Source organism: Candidatus Chlamydia corallus (genome assembly GCF_002817655.1).
GTDB classification, from domain to species: domain Bacteria; phylum Chlamydiota; class Chlamydiia; order Chlamydiales; family Chlamydiaceae; genus Chlamydia; species Chlamydia corallus.
Genome location: NZ_NWQK01000001.1, coordinates 33,759 through 49,003 on the forward strand (window position 1 = coordinate 33,759; position 15,245 = coordinate 49,003).

The window sequence follows — 15,245 nt, forward strand, 5'->3', positions numbered from 1 at the left end:
ATGAAAATCTGTTTCATTTGATAAACAATTAAAAAGGTGTTGACAGCATAGCTAGAAAACGTTGAGAATGCTTTAAAGTGTCTTGTGTAAAGTAAATGGAAGAAGCTTTAACTTTTGATGATGTTCTTTTAATTCCTCAATATTCTGAAATACTTCCTTCAGAAGTCTCCTTAAACACGGCCATCTCAAAAACTCTCTCTCTACGTATACCTATTCTTTCAGCTGCTATGGATTCTGTTACAGAAACAAGCATGGCAATTGCTTTAGCTAAAGAAGGTGGTTTAGGAATTCTACATAAAAATATGAGCGAAGTAGAGCAAAGCTCATGCATTAAAAAAATTAAAGAAAATTGTCCTCAAGCTCCTATAGGAGCAGCTGTAGGCACTGGTTCTCTAGGGATTTCAAGAGCGAACCACTTAGTAGAAGCTGGAGTAGACGTTTTAGTCATTGACACTGCTCATGCACACTCTAAAGCAGTGTTTCAAACTGCCTTAGAAATAAAATCTCAATTCCCAAAAATCTCTTTAGTTGTGGGGAATCTTGTTACGGCTGAAGCTGCATTATTCTTAGCAGAGATTGGAGTTGACGCTGTGAAGGTTGGCATTGGTCCAGGATCGATCTGCACAACTAGAATAATTTCAGGAATCGGTTATCCACAAATTACAGCCATTACAAACGTAGCAAAAGCTCTTAAACACTCTCCAGTCACCATAATTGCTGATGGGGGAATTCGTTATTCTGGGGATATCATTAAAGCCTTAGCAGCTGGAGCAGACAGTGTCATGCTAGGTAGTTTGCTTGCAGGGACTGATGAAGCTCCTGGAGAGATTATTTATATCAATGAAAAGCCTTTTAAAAGGTATCAGGGTATGGGATCTTTAGGCGCTATGGAAAAAGGAAGTGCTGACCGCTATTTTCAGAAGCAGGAACAAAAAAAGTTTGTTCCTGAAGGAGTCGAAGGATTGCTTCCTTTTAAAGGATCTGTCCATGATGTCCTATATCAACTTTTAGGAGGAATACGCTCGGGTATGGGATATATTGGGGCTAAAACTCTCAAAGATCTAAAAAATAGGGCTGCCTTTGTTCGAATTACTGAGTCTGGAAGAGCCGAAAGTCATGTTCATAATATTTATCAAGTTAAGCCCACTTCAAACTATTTAAATCCAGAATAGAGAAAACATTTGAGTACAATATTTATTATCGATTTTGGATCTCAGTATACTTATATATTAGCGAAGCAAGTGCGTAAGTTATCTGTATACTGCGAAGTTATTCCCTGGAATGCCGCTGGACAATCTTTAAAAGAAAGACTTCCTTTAGGGATTATTCTTTCTGGAGGCCCCCACTCTGTCTATGAAAACAATCCTCCAAGTTTGGATCCTGAAATCTATAAACTTGGTATACCGATTCTCGGTATTTGCTACGGCATGCAACTTATGGCTAAAGATTTTGGGGGGACAGTAAGCCCTGGTGTTGGAGAATTTGGATATACACCAATCAATCTGTATCGTTGCGAGCTATTCCAAGAGCTAGTTGATGGCGAATCTTTAGATACAGAGATTCGGATGAGCCATTGCGATCATGTCACGACAATTCCTGAAGGATTTAACATAATCGCATCCACTTCACAGTGCTTAATCTCAGGCATAGAAAATACCAAGCAAAGGTTGTATGGGTTGCAATTTCATCCAGAGGTTTCTGACTCTACCCCAGTGGGAAATAAGATTTTAGAAACTTTTCTACAAGACATTTGCTGTGCTCCAACACTATGGAATACCTCTTATATCCAAGAAGACCTTGTAAGTAAAATTCAAGATACTGTAGGAGAAACTGATAGGGTGATTTTAGGCCTTTCTGGAGGTGTGGATTCTTCAGTTACCGCAGCATTGCTGCATCAGGCTATTGGGAATAGGTTAGTCTGTGTATTCGTAGACACTGGGCTCTTAAGAGAATATGAAGTGGAGGAAGTTAGAAAGCAGTTTGCTAAACTTGGCCCTAACTTAATTATAAAAGACGCTGCGAAATATTTTTATCAAAAGCTCGCACATGTCATAGATCCTGAAGAAAAAAGAAAAATTCTAGGATCTACATTTATTGAAGTGTTTGATGAGGTGGCTCATTCATTAGACGTACAATGGCTAGCTCAAGGAACAATCTACTCAGATGTTATTGAGTCTTCACGCTCTGGACATGCTTCGGAAGTCATAAAATCGCACCATAATGTAGGGGGTCTTCCAGAAAATCTTAAGCTTAAGTTGGTCGAGCCTTTACGCTATTTATTTAAAGATGAGGTCCGGATTTTGGGAGAAGCCTTAGGACTTCCTAGCTACCTCTTGAATAGGCATCCCTTTCCTGGACCAGGGTTAGCAATTCGTGTGATAGGAGAGATCTTGCCTCAATATCTGAGCATTTTAAGACAGGCTGATCTGATCTTTATAGAAGAACTAAGAAAATCGAAGCTTTATGATAAAGTAAGCCAAGCCTTTGCTCTCTTTCTCCCTGTAAAATCAGTCTCTGTAAAAGGAGATTGTAGAAGCTATGGTTATACTATAGCATTGCGTGCTGTAGAATCGATTGACTTCATGACAGCAAGATGGGCGTACCTTCCCTTTGACTTTCTGAGTTCTTGTTCATCGAGAATTATTAATGAAATACCTGAGGTTAGCAGGGTGGTCTATGATATTTCTGACAAGCCACCAGGAACTATAGAATGGGAATAGTGATCTTATGCCCAATGGAAGAGATCCTATTTATTTTATTAAAAAATACAGAACATTAATAGAAATTACATGATTAGATAGGAGGAAATTATAAAACTTGAATAGTTTTAATAACATTCATTTTAATAGAGTTACTCAACATACTTTTTATGTTTTATGATAAGTCGCTAAAAGGTCCTGACAACGAAGATTCTATAAATATAAATAAGATACTCAATGATATCTTTGTATTATTACCACGACTAAATACAATCTCCTGCACTGAAGCCATCATTAAAAGCCTGCCCAAGGCAGATATCCATGTACATCTTCCTGGGACGATAACACCCCAACTGGCTTGGATTTTAGGTTTGAAAAATAGATTCTTAAAGTGGTCTCATAATTTTTGGACTGATGATCGACTGCTTTCTCCTAAGAATCCCCATAAAAAATACTCGAATATTTTCCGAAACTTTCAAGATATCCGTCACGAGAAGGAGCCAAATCTAAGTTTATTGGAATTTAATATCATAGATTACGATTTTAATAGCTTTGATAGGGTGATGGCTACAGTACAAGGTCATCGCTTTCCTCCTGGAGGCATTCAAAATGAAGAAGACCTTCTTCTTATTCTGAATAACTATCTGCAGCAATGCTTGAACGATAATATTATCTATACAGAAGTTCAACAAAATATCCGTCTTGCCCATGTTTTGTATTCTAGCCTTTCTGAAAAGCAGGCTCGTATGAATTTTTATAAAGTATTGTTTAGTGCTTCACAAATGTTTTACAAACATGGGATTACCTTGCGCTTTTTAAACTGCTTCAACAAAACATTCTCTCCAAAAATAAATTCCAAAGAACCTGCTCAAGAAGCTGTTGAATGGCTTAAAGAGGTTCATTCCGAGTTTCCTGGGCTATTTGTAGGAATACAATCTGCAGGGGCAGAATCTTCGCCTGGAGCATGTCCTAAACTACTAGCTTCTGGGTATAAAAATGCTTATGAATCAGGATTTGGCTGTGAAGCTCATGCTGGAGAGGGGATAGGGTTTCGTTATCTTCAAAATACAATCAACGCGTTGCCGTTACATCGTATCGCTCATGGATTTCAGGCAATCGAAAATCCCGATACCATAGAAGATATCCGTGATCGTAAGCTCACATTAGTCATGGCTCCTATAATTAACTTAATCTTAGGAGCAACTGTTCATAGATACGAGAACAATATCAAGATAAATAAAAGACGAATCACAACTCTGCACGAGCATCCGTTTTTTGATCTCTTTAGAAAACATGGCTTAAAGATAGCTTTAAGCTCTGACAATCCTCAAATGGGAGGGATTTCGCTCAAGATACCATGATGATTCTTTCTGGGCTTATACCGTCAAACTGCAAGCTATCCCTCCAATTAGGATCTCCGTACGCATCTCCGCTAAAACTTGGAGAACTTGTAGAGCTTACGATAAATAGCGTTGTTGTAGCTTTTACTGACAAAGAAACTAAAGCTCGTATCCTAAAGCGAATTAAAGCATTCGTTACTTCCATAATAGATGAAAAATTTTCTCTAAATTCTAATTCTCATCTTCCCACTGCTTTGAAAGATTCTTATACCAGCGATGCCATTCTTTAAAAAATATGTTATTTCACTCCTCCTATACTCAATCTGGCCTTAAGAGCAGTTCTTCTTAATTCAAGATAAGCAAGGGGATAACAAGTTATACTTTTTAATGTGGAATTGAAATAAAAATTAATGTAGAATAGTTACATTTTAAATTAGTAAGGTAGTTGTTATAATGAATATATATAGTTTTTCTCACGGAACCTGCCCTAATTTGCAAGCTTCTTTAATGAGTAAACTGGACTCCTATTTTTGTTTCGGAGGAGAGGCTGTTACTCGGATTGTTGCGATCAGTCCCTCTGGGTTTACCTTGGCTGCCCAAGAAACAGCGAGGGTCTCTACAATAGTAAAAATCTTAAAGATCCTCTCCTTTATCTTCCTTCCAATTATTTTAATAGCTCTGGCAATACGCTACTTCTTACATAAAAAATTTGATAGAAAATGCTTTTATATACCGACAGCAATGACCAAACAAGAAGAGCTTCTTCTTGCTGCAAATTCTCAGTTAATTGAAAAAGCAGCTCTAGAAGTCTGCCCCTCCTTTTTTGCCTTGCCTACAAAATACCAAATTATGAAAGTCGAGACCCTCGATAGAACTCCTAAAATTACTTTCTCAGTTAATATAGATTTGCTTTTAGAAGACTTGGATACAGATTCTATAGAGTGGCCTAAGTGGCCTTTAAAACATGGCTTTGATTTTGTCTATTGTTCCGAAGAGAGATTTTCTTATTGTTCCCAAGACAAAGCTCTAATTGATCAAGTTCTTAAAATTGAAGAAAATAATACTACTGATTTCCTGGGTTCAGAAAGCAAGAAACTTTTGACTCGTTATTTCTTAGAACAACTCTTTATTTTTAGCACTACAAATACTTTTTCTCCATATCCCCCTAAGAACGGTAGAGACACGTTTCTTCCTTACCAAGGGAAGCAGAAGCTGAACGTCATGACGATATGGAAATATCTTTATTTTTATTTGCCTATTCTTGATAGCGAAGTCTCTGAAGCTATCAAACAGGCGGGATTTGAAATCTATTCCAGGCTCCTAAGACTTGGCTTAAATCACATAAAACAATATGGGCGTAAAACAGACCAGTATTCAACGGGTGGTCCGTATATGGCTACGGGATTTCTTATAAAATGGGAAGAAGAGCCTCAATCTGTTTTGCGGGATTATGGATTTATTAGCTGATGATCTTAAAGTATTATTTTTTATTTAGAGAAGATCTCATCATCAACTAAACTTTTTTATTGATATCTAAAGTTGAATCGAGCTTAAGCTTTTGTTCGAAGATCTATTGAATAATAAAGTAGCTCTGTGTTCTATAAATAAAGAGAGAGCTAAGAGCCTCTCTATAGAAGAAATGGCATTATTCAATATACTTTTATTTTGATAGATCGCTGAGAAGTCCTACTAAGATACTCAAAGATATCTTTGTATTATCACGACAACTAAATATAATCTCCTGCATGAAGCCATTCTTAAAAGCCTGCTCAAGCCAAATATTCTTTAAAAACTGTTCTCCAGAAAGAACTAGGTTCAAAAAGTTTGGGAATTTTTTGAATCTCACCTCCTTGGGCACGAGAAGCTTCAAAAGAAGTTGCACCGTGCTTTAATAGTTCAAATCCTAATTCGGGGACTAAAAAGACTTTTTTCTTAACATTGATCTTCTCACTAGGCTTTGATTAGTCTAAGTACTGCTGCTATGACTATTGCCCCTAACTCCAGTCACTAAGCCAAAATTTAAAAGAATTGTGGAGGCTAAGCCTGAAATAGAAACGGCTAAAAAAAGCCCTACTAAAGGGCTATGAAAACTAGGACTACTAAGCACATTGCCAAAGCAAAAGAAAGCTTAGAGGAGAGGCATCGGATTATATTTTTAATAAAATGATTTTTTATTGCTTTTTAACACTGATTATTTTATCATGTTTTAGCTTTTTTTAATCGAATCCAAACATAGAGGGACAGTCGGGTCTATCTAGTATAAGAAAATACTCAGACTAGCATCCTATGTATAGGGCTGCAAATAAAAGTAAATAGGAGTGAATTTTTACTTCTAACAATTATTTAAAAATACATTTTTTTAAAGAATCAATCAAGAGTGAAAATAATATGAGAAATGCTGCTCCACAACACCCAAAACCATAAAAATATATAAAGGTATTCTATATGACTGGAAGTACTATCAGAAGCATTGCCCCAGAGTCTTCAAAACCATCTATTGAAAAATTAAATAGACAATCCTCTGAAGAATTATCTAAAAATAAGGTTGTTAGGGTTGCTTCTTTGGTCATTGCTTTGCCAGCTTTAGTTGGGGGAATCACTCTCATAGTTTTAGCTGGAGTAGGAGTCCTTCCCTTACTTCCTGGACTATTATCAGGAATCGTCCTAGCTTTGCTTTCTCTTTTTTTCTTAGTCTCTTGGTATAAGTCCTATCCTAGGATAGAACGCGATAATAAAAATGAATCCAAAATCAATGGATGGTTCCAAAAACAACGAAAGAAAGACCTAGCAAAGGCAAAAAAAAATCCCGCGCTCTTTGGAGAAAATATAAAAGATGCAAGCGGTCATTCAGCAAAAAGCCAAACAGAAAATATTTTAAAAGAGACGAAAGACTCTTATTTAGAGGAGATCTTTGAAGCAAATCAAGAGTTGCTTTTATTTATGAATTGGGTTCCAAAAACAATGGACTATGTAGACCAAAGTTCTGAATCATGTATACGTAGAGTAATCTCTTCCTATAAGCTGATCAAGGCATGCAAACCCAAATTGGAATCTCTTATAAATGATACAGTAGCCTTTGGAAGCACTAGAATATTAGAACTCTCCTCTCAGTATCAAGAGCAGGGTAAAAGCGAATGCCGTACAAAGACGGCTCTTGTCTCTTTTACTCTTTGTTTTTCTAGAGACGCTTACCCCATACTACTGCGAGCAGGACCTCGTTCTGCTCTAAATTGTTATCTATACTTGCGTCGAAAAGAGAGGGCCGAGAACTTTTTTAATCCACAGCATCCCTGTTACTATGCTCGGTTAGCCTTCAATGAAGCAATTGGTGTCTATAGAAAACTCTTTAAAATTTCCGCTCTTAAAAAAATGTATCATAAAAATCAATACGATCGGTCAAACAACGAGAACCTACAGGCTATTCTTAGTTTTGTGAAAACAATAGATGAGGGAGATAATTTTCTTATTGAGCATAGAAATACAGAGTATATCGAGAGAGGAAATAAGGTAGCAATCTTCTGCTCCTAAACACGGGGAAAATAGTCAAACCAATTGAAGCGATCCCGCAAAATATATAAAGGTATCCTTATAACCGAAAAGTATTATCAGAAGCTCTGCTCCAAAATGCTCAAACATCGGTTAGATTAAATAGACAATCCCCAGAAGAATTATCTAACAAGAGGTTATTTAACATAACTTGTTTTATTATTGCTTTGCTGGCTTTAGTTGGGGGAATCACTCTCATAGCTTTGCTTTAGCTGGATTGGGAATTCTTCCTCCGCTTCCTGTACTCATCTCAGGAATTATTTTAGTTATAAATGCTTCCTTCTTTTTAGCATCGCAAGCCTGCTTAGGAAAAAAATCTATCGAAGAGAAACTAATTAATGAATGGCTTCATAAGCAAAGAGAAACCGATATCTTAAAAGCTCAAGCCAACCCCTTGGAATTCGGATCTACAGTTAAAAATATATTTCGCCTCTCCTCAAAAGAAAAAGTTAAGCTCACTATAGATAGGGCAGTTAGTCCAGTTTTAAAAGAAATTTATAATCAAAATAAAGAAACACTCTTATTTATGCACTGGATTCCGCATACTATTGATAACATATCAGATTTTCATGAACACTGTCTTCGTTCCGTATTGGGTTGTTATAAACTAGTAAACGAATGCCAATACAGGTTCAAACAACTTATAGATTGTTTGTTCGAAGATCTATTGAATGATAAAGTAGCTCTATGCTCTATAAATAAAGAGCTAAGAGCCTGTCTATAGAAGATAGGCCTCTTTTTTGCTTAACACAGTCATATTACCGAGATGGTTATCTCACACCATTGTGAGCAGGGGCATGTTCTATGCTTACCTTTTATTTATATTTACGTGAAGGTTTAAAGGAGGAAGTCTTTTTTACAGAGGGTCATCCTTGTTACTATGCTCGAATAGCTTTCAATGAGACTATCACAATGTATCGAAAGCTATTCGATATTCCTAAGCTTCAACAAATATACCGCTTAGGGGACTATGCTAGTCAACAAAAGGGGTATCTAAAAGCTATTCTGAATTTAGTACTAGCCAAGGACATAGATAATGATTTCCTAAAGCAACATAAGACAACTATAACGCTCTCTGCAAATCCATTAGATACGTTTTATGATGGATGAAAGAGTTACATAAATTCTCAGAAATTCAAAAAAGAGAGGCAATCCTTAATCAAAATTTCCTTTTTTATCGAAATCCATATCCATTCCTCATTCCTGGCAATTTAACAAATTGAGAATTTACGCTTCGACTTGATATCTTACTGGCTGATCTCTTATTGGTTAATGATTTCACACCAGAAACAAAAGTCTTCTTTAGACCTTTGACACCCTGTTTAAAGTCGCGCATAATTTCCTTTGCACCAGTTATTATATCATCATCAGAAGGAACGGGAACGTATTTCTCAAAACGATACATAAAGTGTAGGATCAAGTGGACTACGCATTTGAATATGAGAGCAATCAATAGAGGAACTACAAGTAGGTAAGATATGATCTTTAAGGTACACTCCAGAGATCCAGGACGATGCATTCTAAATCTACTAGAGCGTTTTAGATAAAAAATCGTATTCTTCTCTTTTGTAATAAAAACTGTTTGCCCCTGTCCCAGATCAAAATAGGAATCTATTTTTTCGGCCAACCATTCCACTAAGTCGCAGCTGGACTGATTAAATAAAGGGTAGGTTCTAGCAAGGGAAATAGAAGAAAACAAAGAGACCACAGTAATTCCTCCAAAAAATGAGAACCGCTAATTTTATACCAACGGTTAAATTAAAACAATTTTAAATTAAAATTTTTCATAATACATTCGTATTGGATTGTCTAAACTTAGCACGCATGTCAATATGGATTCGAATAACTTTAATTAGTTAGTTAGTTACATTATAAATTACGTTAAAGATTAAATTAAAGTAATTTAAAAACTTCAAAAAATCTTTAATGCAACATAATAACAATTATCAGACTTTTATGGGTCGGGATTTTCCAAATCATATTCTGTAAGACTAGGAAGAGAAAAAAGGCACAGCATTGATACCTGCAACGAAGTAAGGAAAAAAAGCAACCCTAAAAACCTTTTATCTATTTATCTATCCCGCTTAATAAGTTCCCGTTTATAGTAGTGATCTTATGTAGTAGAGACCGGAGGAAGAGAAAATCCATGATCTTTTAGAAAGGATATTACTGCTTGAAAACGATCTGCTACAGGAGAATCATAAATAGATCCAAACCAAATGGCCCAGTTATCGTTATCAGAGGGCGAGTTAGCTTGATAACTTCTTAAAGACAAAATATAGGTGGAAGAATCAGCAAACTTAATGATATAAGTCGCTCCAATCAGATCCTTAGGGATTGCATCACATTCAAGTTCAATTGGATGTAGTTGACTAGAATAGGTTTGTACTAAATCATCTAAAATTCTTAACTGTTCTTGAGAACGGAAACTCCGCCCTTTCTTAGGGTATATGGCAAAAAGGTGGCCGCCTGCTCGGAAATAATCACGGATGATATCAGGCCTTTTTTTTATTGTAAGCAGTCGTTCTAAATCATTCTGAATTAAAGGATCTATAAGACCTACGGAAATCTCCCCTTCCGTACAAAGAGGCGTCGCAGGTGTGGGAGTATGAATGATGCAGACACAGTTTGTAATTTGTTTAAACTTAAGCCAGAGAACAATCGCCCTCTCAAAATCTATCTGAGCATTCACAAAGAGGGGCCTTTGGCCTGCGTCACTCCCCTGACGAGCAAAAAAAGAAGTGGTCGCTAATTCATCAAATAGTTTAGAAACAGAGCTTTGAAATGAGTAATTCCCTGCCAGGGTAAAAGCTTTCGCTGTTTCTATTAACGAGCGTGAATCCATGATATGAGTTGCGAAATGTTTTTGTATAATAAAAAAACCAGTTGTTCCGATTAACAAAGCAAACAAAAAAATGATTAGGGTTTTAGTTTTTTTCATTCAGCAGTTTCTTACTTTAATTCAAATTTCGATATATAATTAAAATTTTAAATAGTCTATTAACATATTTGAGTTAGAAAAAGGTAATCCAAAGCACTGAATCCGTCAGGTATTCCTTTCCCAAGTGACTGAATTCTTTGCTTTTTTTTCTTTTATGTTTCGGGTACTTAAATCAAAATCATACCAACTTCTAACACAAAACAAGCTTAGGACTTGTCAATTGAGGGGGAAAAAGCCTAACTCACCTAAAATCTCTTGTTTATTTTCACTATTGAATTCTATACCATAACGGTTAACCCACAAAGCACCAGAACAAGACCCTTTCAACGCAAATATTCTTCCTAAGGAAAATCCTAACTCTAAGATCCTATCAGAAAGACATGCTCCAGGTGAATATTTTTGAAGACCCTGCATAGCAAAGTAGATTTCATGCCAGATGGTTTTCTCTATTCCATATGTATTATGATCATATGTATACAGAAGTAGGGGGACACTGTTTTTTTCTAGATGAAGCGTATTGCAGAAACATTCTAGGAAATGACGTGTTAAGAGTCTTTTGCTCAATAAACTCATCTGCTTACTATCTCTTCCTTCAATACCACGAATTTTTTCAATTAAAGCTCTCTCTTGTGGATGACCCGTGAAGTCTAGGTCTTCATATAGATGTAGTGTAGGCCAATTGACGGATTCTACATTTAAGTCTTCTAAGAGCAGCTCTATATTTATAGAGAAAGTAATTTTAGGAAGCTGCCCTTCGGGTGCTTCAATTTTTACCACTTGATATTTCCTAGGGAAGCCGTAGAATAAAGGAGATGCAGCTAAGGCAGCACTGCTAACTAATTTAGGGTTGGCAGCAAGGATAAGCTCTTCTTCTTTAGTCATCTCTATTGGTAGATAGAGGCATTTTCTATCAACTTTTATATCATATTTTTTGTGTAAAAAATAGTTTATAACGAAAGCAATTAAAATAACAGGGAAGAGAATAAAGGCAAGGATCCTTAAAATTTTTGCTGCCATAGAAGTTAGGAGTTTTACTTCTTTAATTAAAATAAATCCCTCGGGGTCATAAGAAACAATTTTGGTAGTCCCGAAAAGATAGGAGTCTAGCCTCCTCATCAGAGAAACTCCAAAAGTACTAGAAGAATAGTCTGCGTAACCGCGTATGTTGCTCATAAAAACTCCTTTGTCACCTGTTAAAGACAGCACATGGGAATAAAAGTTTAACACAAATGTCTTTTAATCAAAACTTTAATGATAGTTTTTTCTAATTAAGGAGCATTGGGATCATAGGCATATCTCCAACTAAAGAATAAATATTTGAAGATAGTTTGAACCAAATTGGAATGATTTATAAATAATTCTTATTATAAAACAACCTAATAGAAATTTATAGAAAATTGAACTTGTTTTAATTACAGCGATATCTCATACTATTTTGATGTAGTCATTAATAAATATTGATTGTTCCTTTATTGATTGCTCTGATCTTCAAATGCGTAATCCGTTTGATCCTTCACTATAAATATCATTTTGAGAAGGCATCTTCCGATCCAAAAAAGGTATCTCCCGATCCAAAATCATTGCAAAAAACAATTGATAATTTAGGGTCAAAAGCAGATCAACTCGCTGGTAGTTTAGGGTCAGCACTAGGAGGACTTTTTAACTAGAAAAACTCAATATAAAAGGTGGTCTTAAGACCGCCTTTTTATAATATTGATAACTTCCAGTTGTAGTTATTCTGTTCAACGAATTTTCTCGACTAATTTTTCTTTAAAAACTACATTAGCATAGGTCAAGCATATAGAAGGTAGGAGCACCCTTTGATTACAGGCGCGGTATTGAAAAAGCATGAACAGCGCACTATGTTTTCACTGACTCTACTTAATAACTTCACCACTTTTGGCATTTTACATACCCCCCTCCATTTTAATCCTCCTTATCCTACAGTTATACTTCTCCACGGTTTAGCTTCAGATAAAACAGGTTCAAAACGCTCCCACGTAAGTCTAGCTTATGAACTAACTCGGTTGGGTATAGCAGCTCTCAGAGTTGATCTTCTTGGTCACGGAGACTGTGAGGGTCGCCTTACTGACTTCTCTCTTGAAAATTATAAGCAGAACATTCGGGAGGTCATTGACTACTTTTATTCCCTGCCTCATCTAGATCCAGAAAAGCTTGCTATTTTTGGTTCTTCAATAGGAGGAACCCTTGCTCTCCTGGCTCTTCTTTCTTGTAAGAAAATCAAAGCCTTAGCTTTATGGGCACCTACAATTTCAGGCAAACTAATGTCTATGGAAGCAAAAAAAAATTCTCCCGAAGCTATCACAATTAATGAAAAAGGCGAGGTTACTTATGCTGGTCTTACTCTAAATTCCGATTTCTATTCGCAATTCCTAAAAATAGATATCCTTAAGGAGCTTGTTCCCTATGCTCGCAATCTCCCTAGAATTCTTTACATGCAGGGTGAGAAAGACTCTTTAGTTTCTATAAACCACCAAAAACTTTTTCTCCAAGCGTTTGGAAATAAAGACAAACAACTCACTATTCTTACGTATCCTGATGTCGATCATGCCTTTCCTCTTTCTGAATCTTCGGCCCTCTTAGATCTCACTCAATGGTTAAAAAAAGAACTAACTTTTAGGGAATAAACTGTGGAACTTCTCTCGTTAAATAAAAGTTATTTTGAAATCCAACGTCTTCGCTACCGCCCAGAGACTCTCTCCCTGCTAGAGACTATACATTCACAGCATATCCAAGAATCCTGTTCTCCATCTTCTCCCCCCCCAGAATTACAAAAACACATTCCTAATCTATGTCAAATCCCCGAAGTTTCTATTTATACTCGAGAGGCAACTCCATCAAAACCATTAAAGATTGGGGTTTTGCTCTCAGGAGGACAAGCTCCTGGAGGACATAATGTCGTTATCGGTCTTTTTGATGCTTTACGAGTATTCAATCCTAAAACTCGGTTATTTGGATTTATCAAAGGACCCTTAGGACTTACTCGTGGACTCTATAAAGATCTAGATATTTCTGTAATCTATGACTACTATAACATGGGGGGATTCGATATGCTCTCCTCTAGTCGAGAAAAAATTAAAACTGAAGAACAAAAAAAAACCATCCTCAATACAGTAAAGAAACTAAAATTAGACGGGTTGCTCATTATAGGAGGAAATAATTCCAACACAGACACTGCAATGCTTGCGGAATATTTTCTTGCTCATAACTGCAAAACACCTGTAATTGGAGTTCCTAAAACTATAGACGGTGATCTCAAAAACTGCTGGATTGAAACCTCTTTGGGCTTTCATACTTCTTGTCGCACGTACTCAGAAATAATTGGAAATCTTGCTAAAGACGCTCTTTCTGCAAAAAAATATCACCACTTCATCCGTCTCATGGGACAACAAGCCTCCTATACCACTTTAGAATGCGGATTGCAGACACTTCCTAATATAGCCTTAATTAGCGAGCATATCGCTACTAGAAACATCTCTTTAAAGAAACTTAGCAAACATCTTGCTTTAGGTTTGGTACACCGCTATCGATCGGGTAAAAACTATAGTACTGTGTTAATTCCAGAGGGGCTTATCGAGCATATTTTCGATACACGCAAGCTTATAGATGAACTGAACGTTTTGCTCGCTAACGGAGATTCTGCTATTGAGAAAATTATTACTAGGCTCTCCCCAGAAGCCTTAAAAACTTTTCATTCCCTTCCTCAAGACATTGCAAACCAACTTCTTTTGGCTCGCGATTCTTACGGAAATGTTAGAGTTTCAAAAATTGCTACGGAAGAGCTTCTTGCGATAATCGTAAAGAAAGAAATTGAAAAGATAGAACCCCAGATGGAATTTCATTCCGTATCGCATTTTTTTGGTTATGAAGCAAGAGCTGGATTCCCATCCAATTTCGATTGTAATTATGGAATAGCTTTAGGAATTATTTCTGCATTATTTCTGGTGCGACAAAAGACTGGATATATGATTACAATAAATAATCTTGCTCAAGCTTATACTGAATGGCGGGGAGGAGCCACTCCCCTGTATAAGATGATGCACATAGAAAATCGTTGTGGGACGGAAACTTCGGTTATTAAAACAGACTCGGTAGACCCGAAATCACCTGCTGTTCAATATTTACTTCAACAAAGCGATTCTTGTTTGGTTAAAGATTTGTATCGTTTTCCAGGTCCTTTGCAGTACTTTGGAAAAGAGGAACTCATAGATCAGAGACCCTTAACCTTAATCTGGGAAAATCAAGCCCACTCACCTCCATTCTAACAACAAGCCCACTATGAGAGTGTTCCAGGCTTAATGCAAAGGAATCGATCCCTAATGATTTTATCCTTAGTTTTTTTGTTAAGATTTCTTTATTTTTATAAACTATATTTAGAAAAATTAAAATTCTTCTACTATTGTTGAAAATAAATGCTATTCTAAACTAGAATAATTAAGTTAAAAAATCTTATCTTTGAGCAAAATGAGTTTTTTCTCTTCCCAAGTTTGTCCTAACTGGCAAGTTTCTCATGAAGAGTTTAGACTCTTATTTTCTTCTTGATGCCCGAATTATTTCCACGTCACCCTATGGACTTAATCTAGCTAAGGAAGAACATGGAATACTTACTACAGCAGTAAAGATTTTAAAGATCCTCTCCTTTATCCTCCTGTTCCCTATTTTTTAATCGCTTTAACATTAAGGTACTTCTTAAATCAA

Annotated in this window: 15 protein-coding genes; 12 read left to right on the forward strand and 3 right to left on the reverse strand. The window is 36.3% G+C overall.

All coding sequences use genetic code 11. The features are described 5' to 3' along the window. Window positions 1-95: 95 nt before the first annotated feature. From guaB to CMV32_RS00235, 8 genes are all read left to right on the forward strand, one after another. Window positions 96-1,172 carry an IMP dehydrogenase gene (gene guaB / locus CMV32_RS00195; RefSeq protein WP_100933948.1) on the forward strand — a complete coding sequence of 359 codons (1,077 nt, stop codon included), beginning with the start codon at window positions 96-98 and terminating at the stop codon, window positions 1,170-1,172. Between the two features lie 9 nt (window positions 1,173-1,181). Further along, window positions 1,182-2,720: a glutamine-hydrolyzing GMP synthase gene (gene guaA / locus CMV32_RS00200; RefSeq protein ID WP_100933949.1), complete on the forward strand. Its 1,539-nt coding sequence runs from the start codon at window positions 1,182-1,184 to the stop codon at window positions 2,718-2,720. A gap of 149 nt (window positions 2,721-2,869) precedes the next feature. Continuing rightward, on the forward strand, window positions 2,870-4,060 hold the full coding sequence (locus CMV32_RS00205) for an amidohydrolase family protein (RefSeq protein WP_100933950.1): 1,191 nt from the start codon (window positions 2,870-2,872) through the stop codon (window positions 4,058-4,060). After that, a complete protein-coding gene (locus CMV32_RS00210; RefSeq protein ID WP_151899108.1) occupies window positions 4,057-4,329 on the forward strand; it encodes a hypothetical protein in 273 nt (90 codons plus the stop codon). The genes CMV32_RS00205 and CMV32_RS00210 overlap by 4 nt, the downstream gene beginning before the upstream one ends. A gap of 163 nt (window positions 4,330-4,492) precedes the next feature. Next, window positions 4,493-5,506, forward strand: a complete 1,014-nt coding sequence (locus CMV32_RS00215; protein ID WP_100933952.1) for a DUF648 domain-containing protein — start codon at window positions 4,493-4,495, stop codon at window positions 5,504-5,506. A gap of 978 nt (window positions 5,507-6,484) precedes the next feature. Beyond that, complete coding sequence (locus tag CMV32_RS05520; protein WP_239923115.1) at window positions 6,485-7,567, forward strand: hypothetical protein; 1,083 nt, start codon at window positions 6,485-6,487, stop codon at window positions 7,565-7,567. Window positions 7,568-7,736: 169 nt separating this feature from the next. Further along, on the forward strand, window positions 7,737-8,309 hold the full coding sequence (locus CMV32_RS00230; RefSeq protein ID WP_100933954.1) for a hypothetical protein: 573 nt from the start codon (window positions 7,737-7,739) through the stop codon (window positions 8,307-8,309). 80 nt (window positions 8,310-8,389) lie between these two features. Continuing rightward, window positions 8,390-8,695: a hypothetical protein gene (locus tag CMV32_RS00235; protein ID WP_239923116.1), complete on the forward strand. Its 306-nt coding sequence runs from the start codon at window positions 8,390-8,392 to the stop codon at window positions 8,693-8,695. Window positions 8,696-8,759: 64 nt separating this feature from the next. Here CMV32_RS00235 and CMV32_RS05705 read toward each other — a convergent pair whose 3' ends face one another. The 3 genes from CMV32_RS05705 to CMV32_RS00250 form a co-directional block, all read right to left on the reverse strand. Next, window positions 8,760-9,293 (reverse strand): DUF648 domain-containing protein, encoded by a 534-nt coding sequence (locus tag CMV32_RS05705; protein WP_100933955.1) that lies wholly within the window; start codon window positions 9,291-9,293, stop codon window positions 8,760-8,762. A 405-nt stretch (window positions 9,294-9,698) separates the two neighbouring features. After that, window positions 9,699-10,526: a hypothetical protein gene (locus CMV32_RS05525; RefSeq protein WP_239923117.1), complete on the reverse strand. Its 828-nt coding sequence runs from the start codon at window positions 10,524-10,526 to the stop codon at window positions 9,699-9,701. A 216-nt stretch (window positions 10,527-10,742) separates the two neighbouring features. Then, entirely contained in the window at window positions 10,743-11,699 is a 957-nt protein-coding gene (locus CMV32_RS00250) for a DUF648 domain-containing protein (protein ID WP_100934330.1), read from the reverse strand. 284 nt (window positions 11,700-11,983) lie between these two features. Here CMV32_RS00250 and CMV32_RS00255 point away from each other — a divergent pair, with 284 nt between their 5' ends. The 4 genes from CMV32_RS00255 to CMV32_RS05530 all read left to right on the forward strand — a co-directional run bounded on the left by CMV32_RS00255 (window position 11,984) and on the right by CMV32_RS05530 (window position 15,213). After that, a complete protein-coding gene (locus tag CMV32_RS00255) occupies window positions 11,984-12,193 on the forward strand; it encodes a hypothetical protein (protein WP_100933956.1) in 210 nt (69 codons plus the stop codon). Window positions 12,194-12,346: 153 nt separating this feature from the next. Continuing rightward, window positions 12,347-13,174, forward strand: a complete 828-nt coding sequence (locus tag CMV32_RS00260) for an alpha/beta hydrolase (RefSeq protein ID WP_100933957.1) — start codon at window positions 12,347-12,349, stop codon at window positions 13,172-13,174. A 3-nt stretch (window positions 13,175-13,177) separates the two neighbouring features. Then, on the forward strand, window positions 13,178-14,812 hold the full coding sequence (locus CMV32_RS00265) for a diphosphate--fructose-6-phosphate 1-phosphotransferase (protein ID WP_100933958.1): 1,635 nt from the start codon (window positions 13,178-13,180) through the stop codon (window positions 14,810-14,812). Window positions 14,813-15,057: 245 nt separating this feature from the next. Then, complete coding sequence (locus CMV32_RS05530) at window positions 15,058-15,213, forward strand: DUF648 domain-containing protein (protein WP_239923118.1); 156 nt, start codon at window positions 15,058-15,060, stop codon at window positions 15,211-15,213. Window positions 15,214-15,245: the final 32 nt, after the last annotated feature.

Coding starts and splice junctions, on each gene's coding strand:
- CMV32_RS00205 (WP_100933950.1), top strand. CDS start 2,870: ATGTTTTATGATAAGTCGCTAAAAGGTCCTGACAACGAAGATTCTATA.
- CMV32_RS05530 (WP_239923118.1), top strand. CDS start 15,058: ATGAAGAGTTTAGACTCTTATTTTCTTCTTGATGCCCGAATTATTTCC.
- CMV32_RS00235 (WP_239923116.1), top strand. CDS start 8,390: ATGCTTACCTTTTATTTATATTTACGTGAAGGTTTAAAGGAGGAAGTC.
- CMV32_RS05525 (WP_239923117.1), bottom strand. CDS start 10,526: ATGAAAAAAACTAAAACCCTAATCATTTTTTTGTTTGCTTTGTTAATC.
- CMV32_RS00250 (WP_100934330.1), bottom strand. CDS start 11,699: ATGAGCAACATACGCGGTTACGCAGACTATTCTTCTAGTACTTTTGGA.
- CMV32_RS00210 (WP_151899108.1), top strand. CDS start 4,057: ATGATGATTCTTTCTGGGCTTATACCGTCAAACTGCAAGCTATCCCTC.
- guaB (WP_100933948.1), top strand. CDS start 96: ATGGAAGAAGCTTTAACTTTTGATGATGTTCTTTTAATTCCTCAATAT.
- CMV32_RS05520 (WP_239923115.1), top strand. CDS start 6,485: ATGACTGGAAGTACTATCAGAAGCATTGCCCCAGAGTCTTCAAAACCA.
- CMV32_RS00215 (WP_100933952.1), top strand. CDS start 4,493: ATGAATATATATAGTTTTTCTCACGGAACCTGCCCTAATTTGCAAGCT.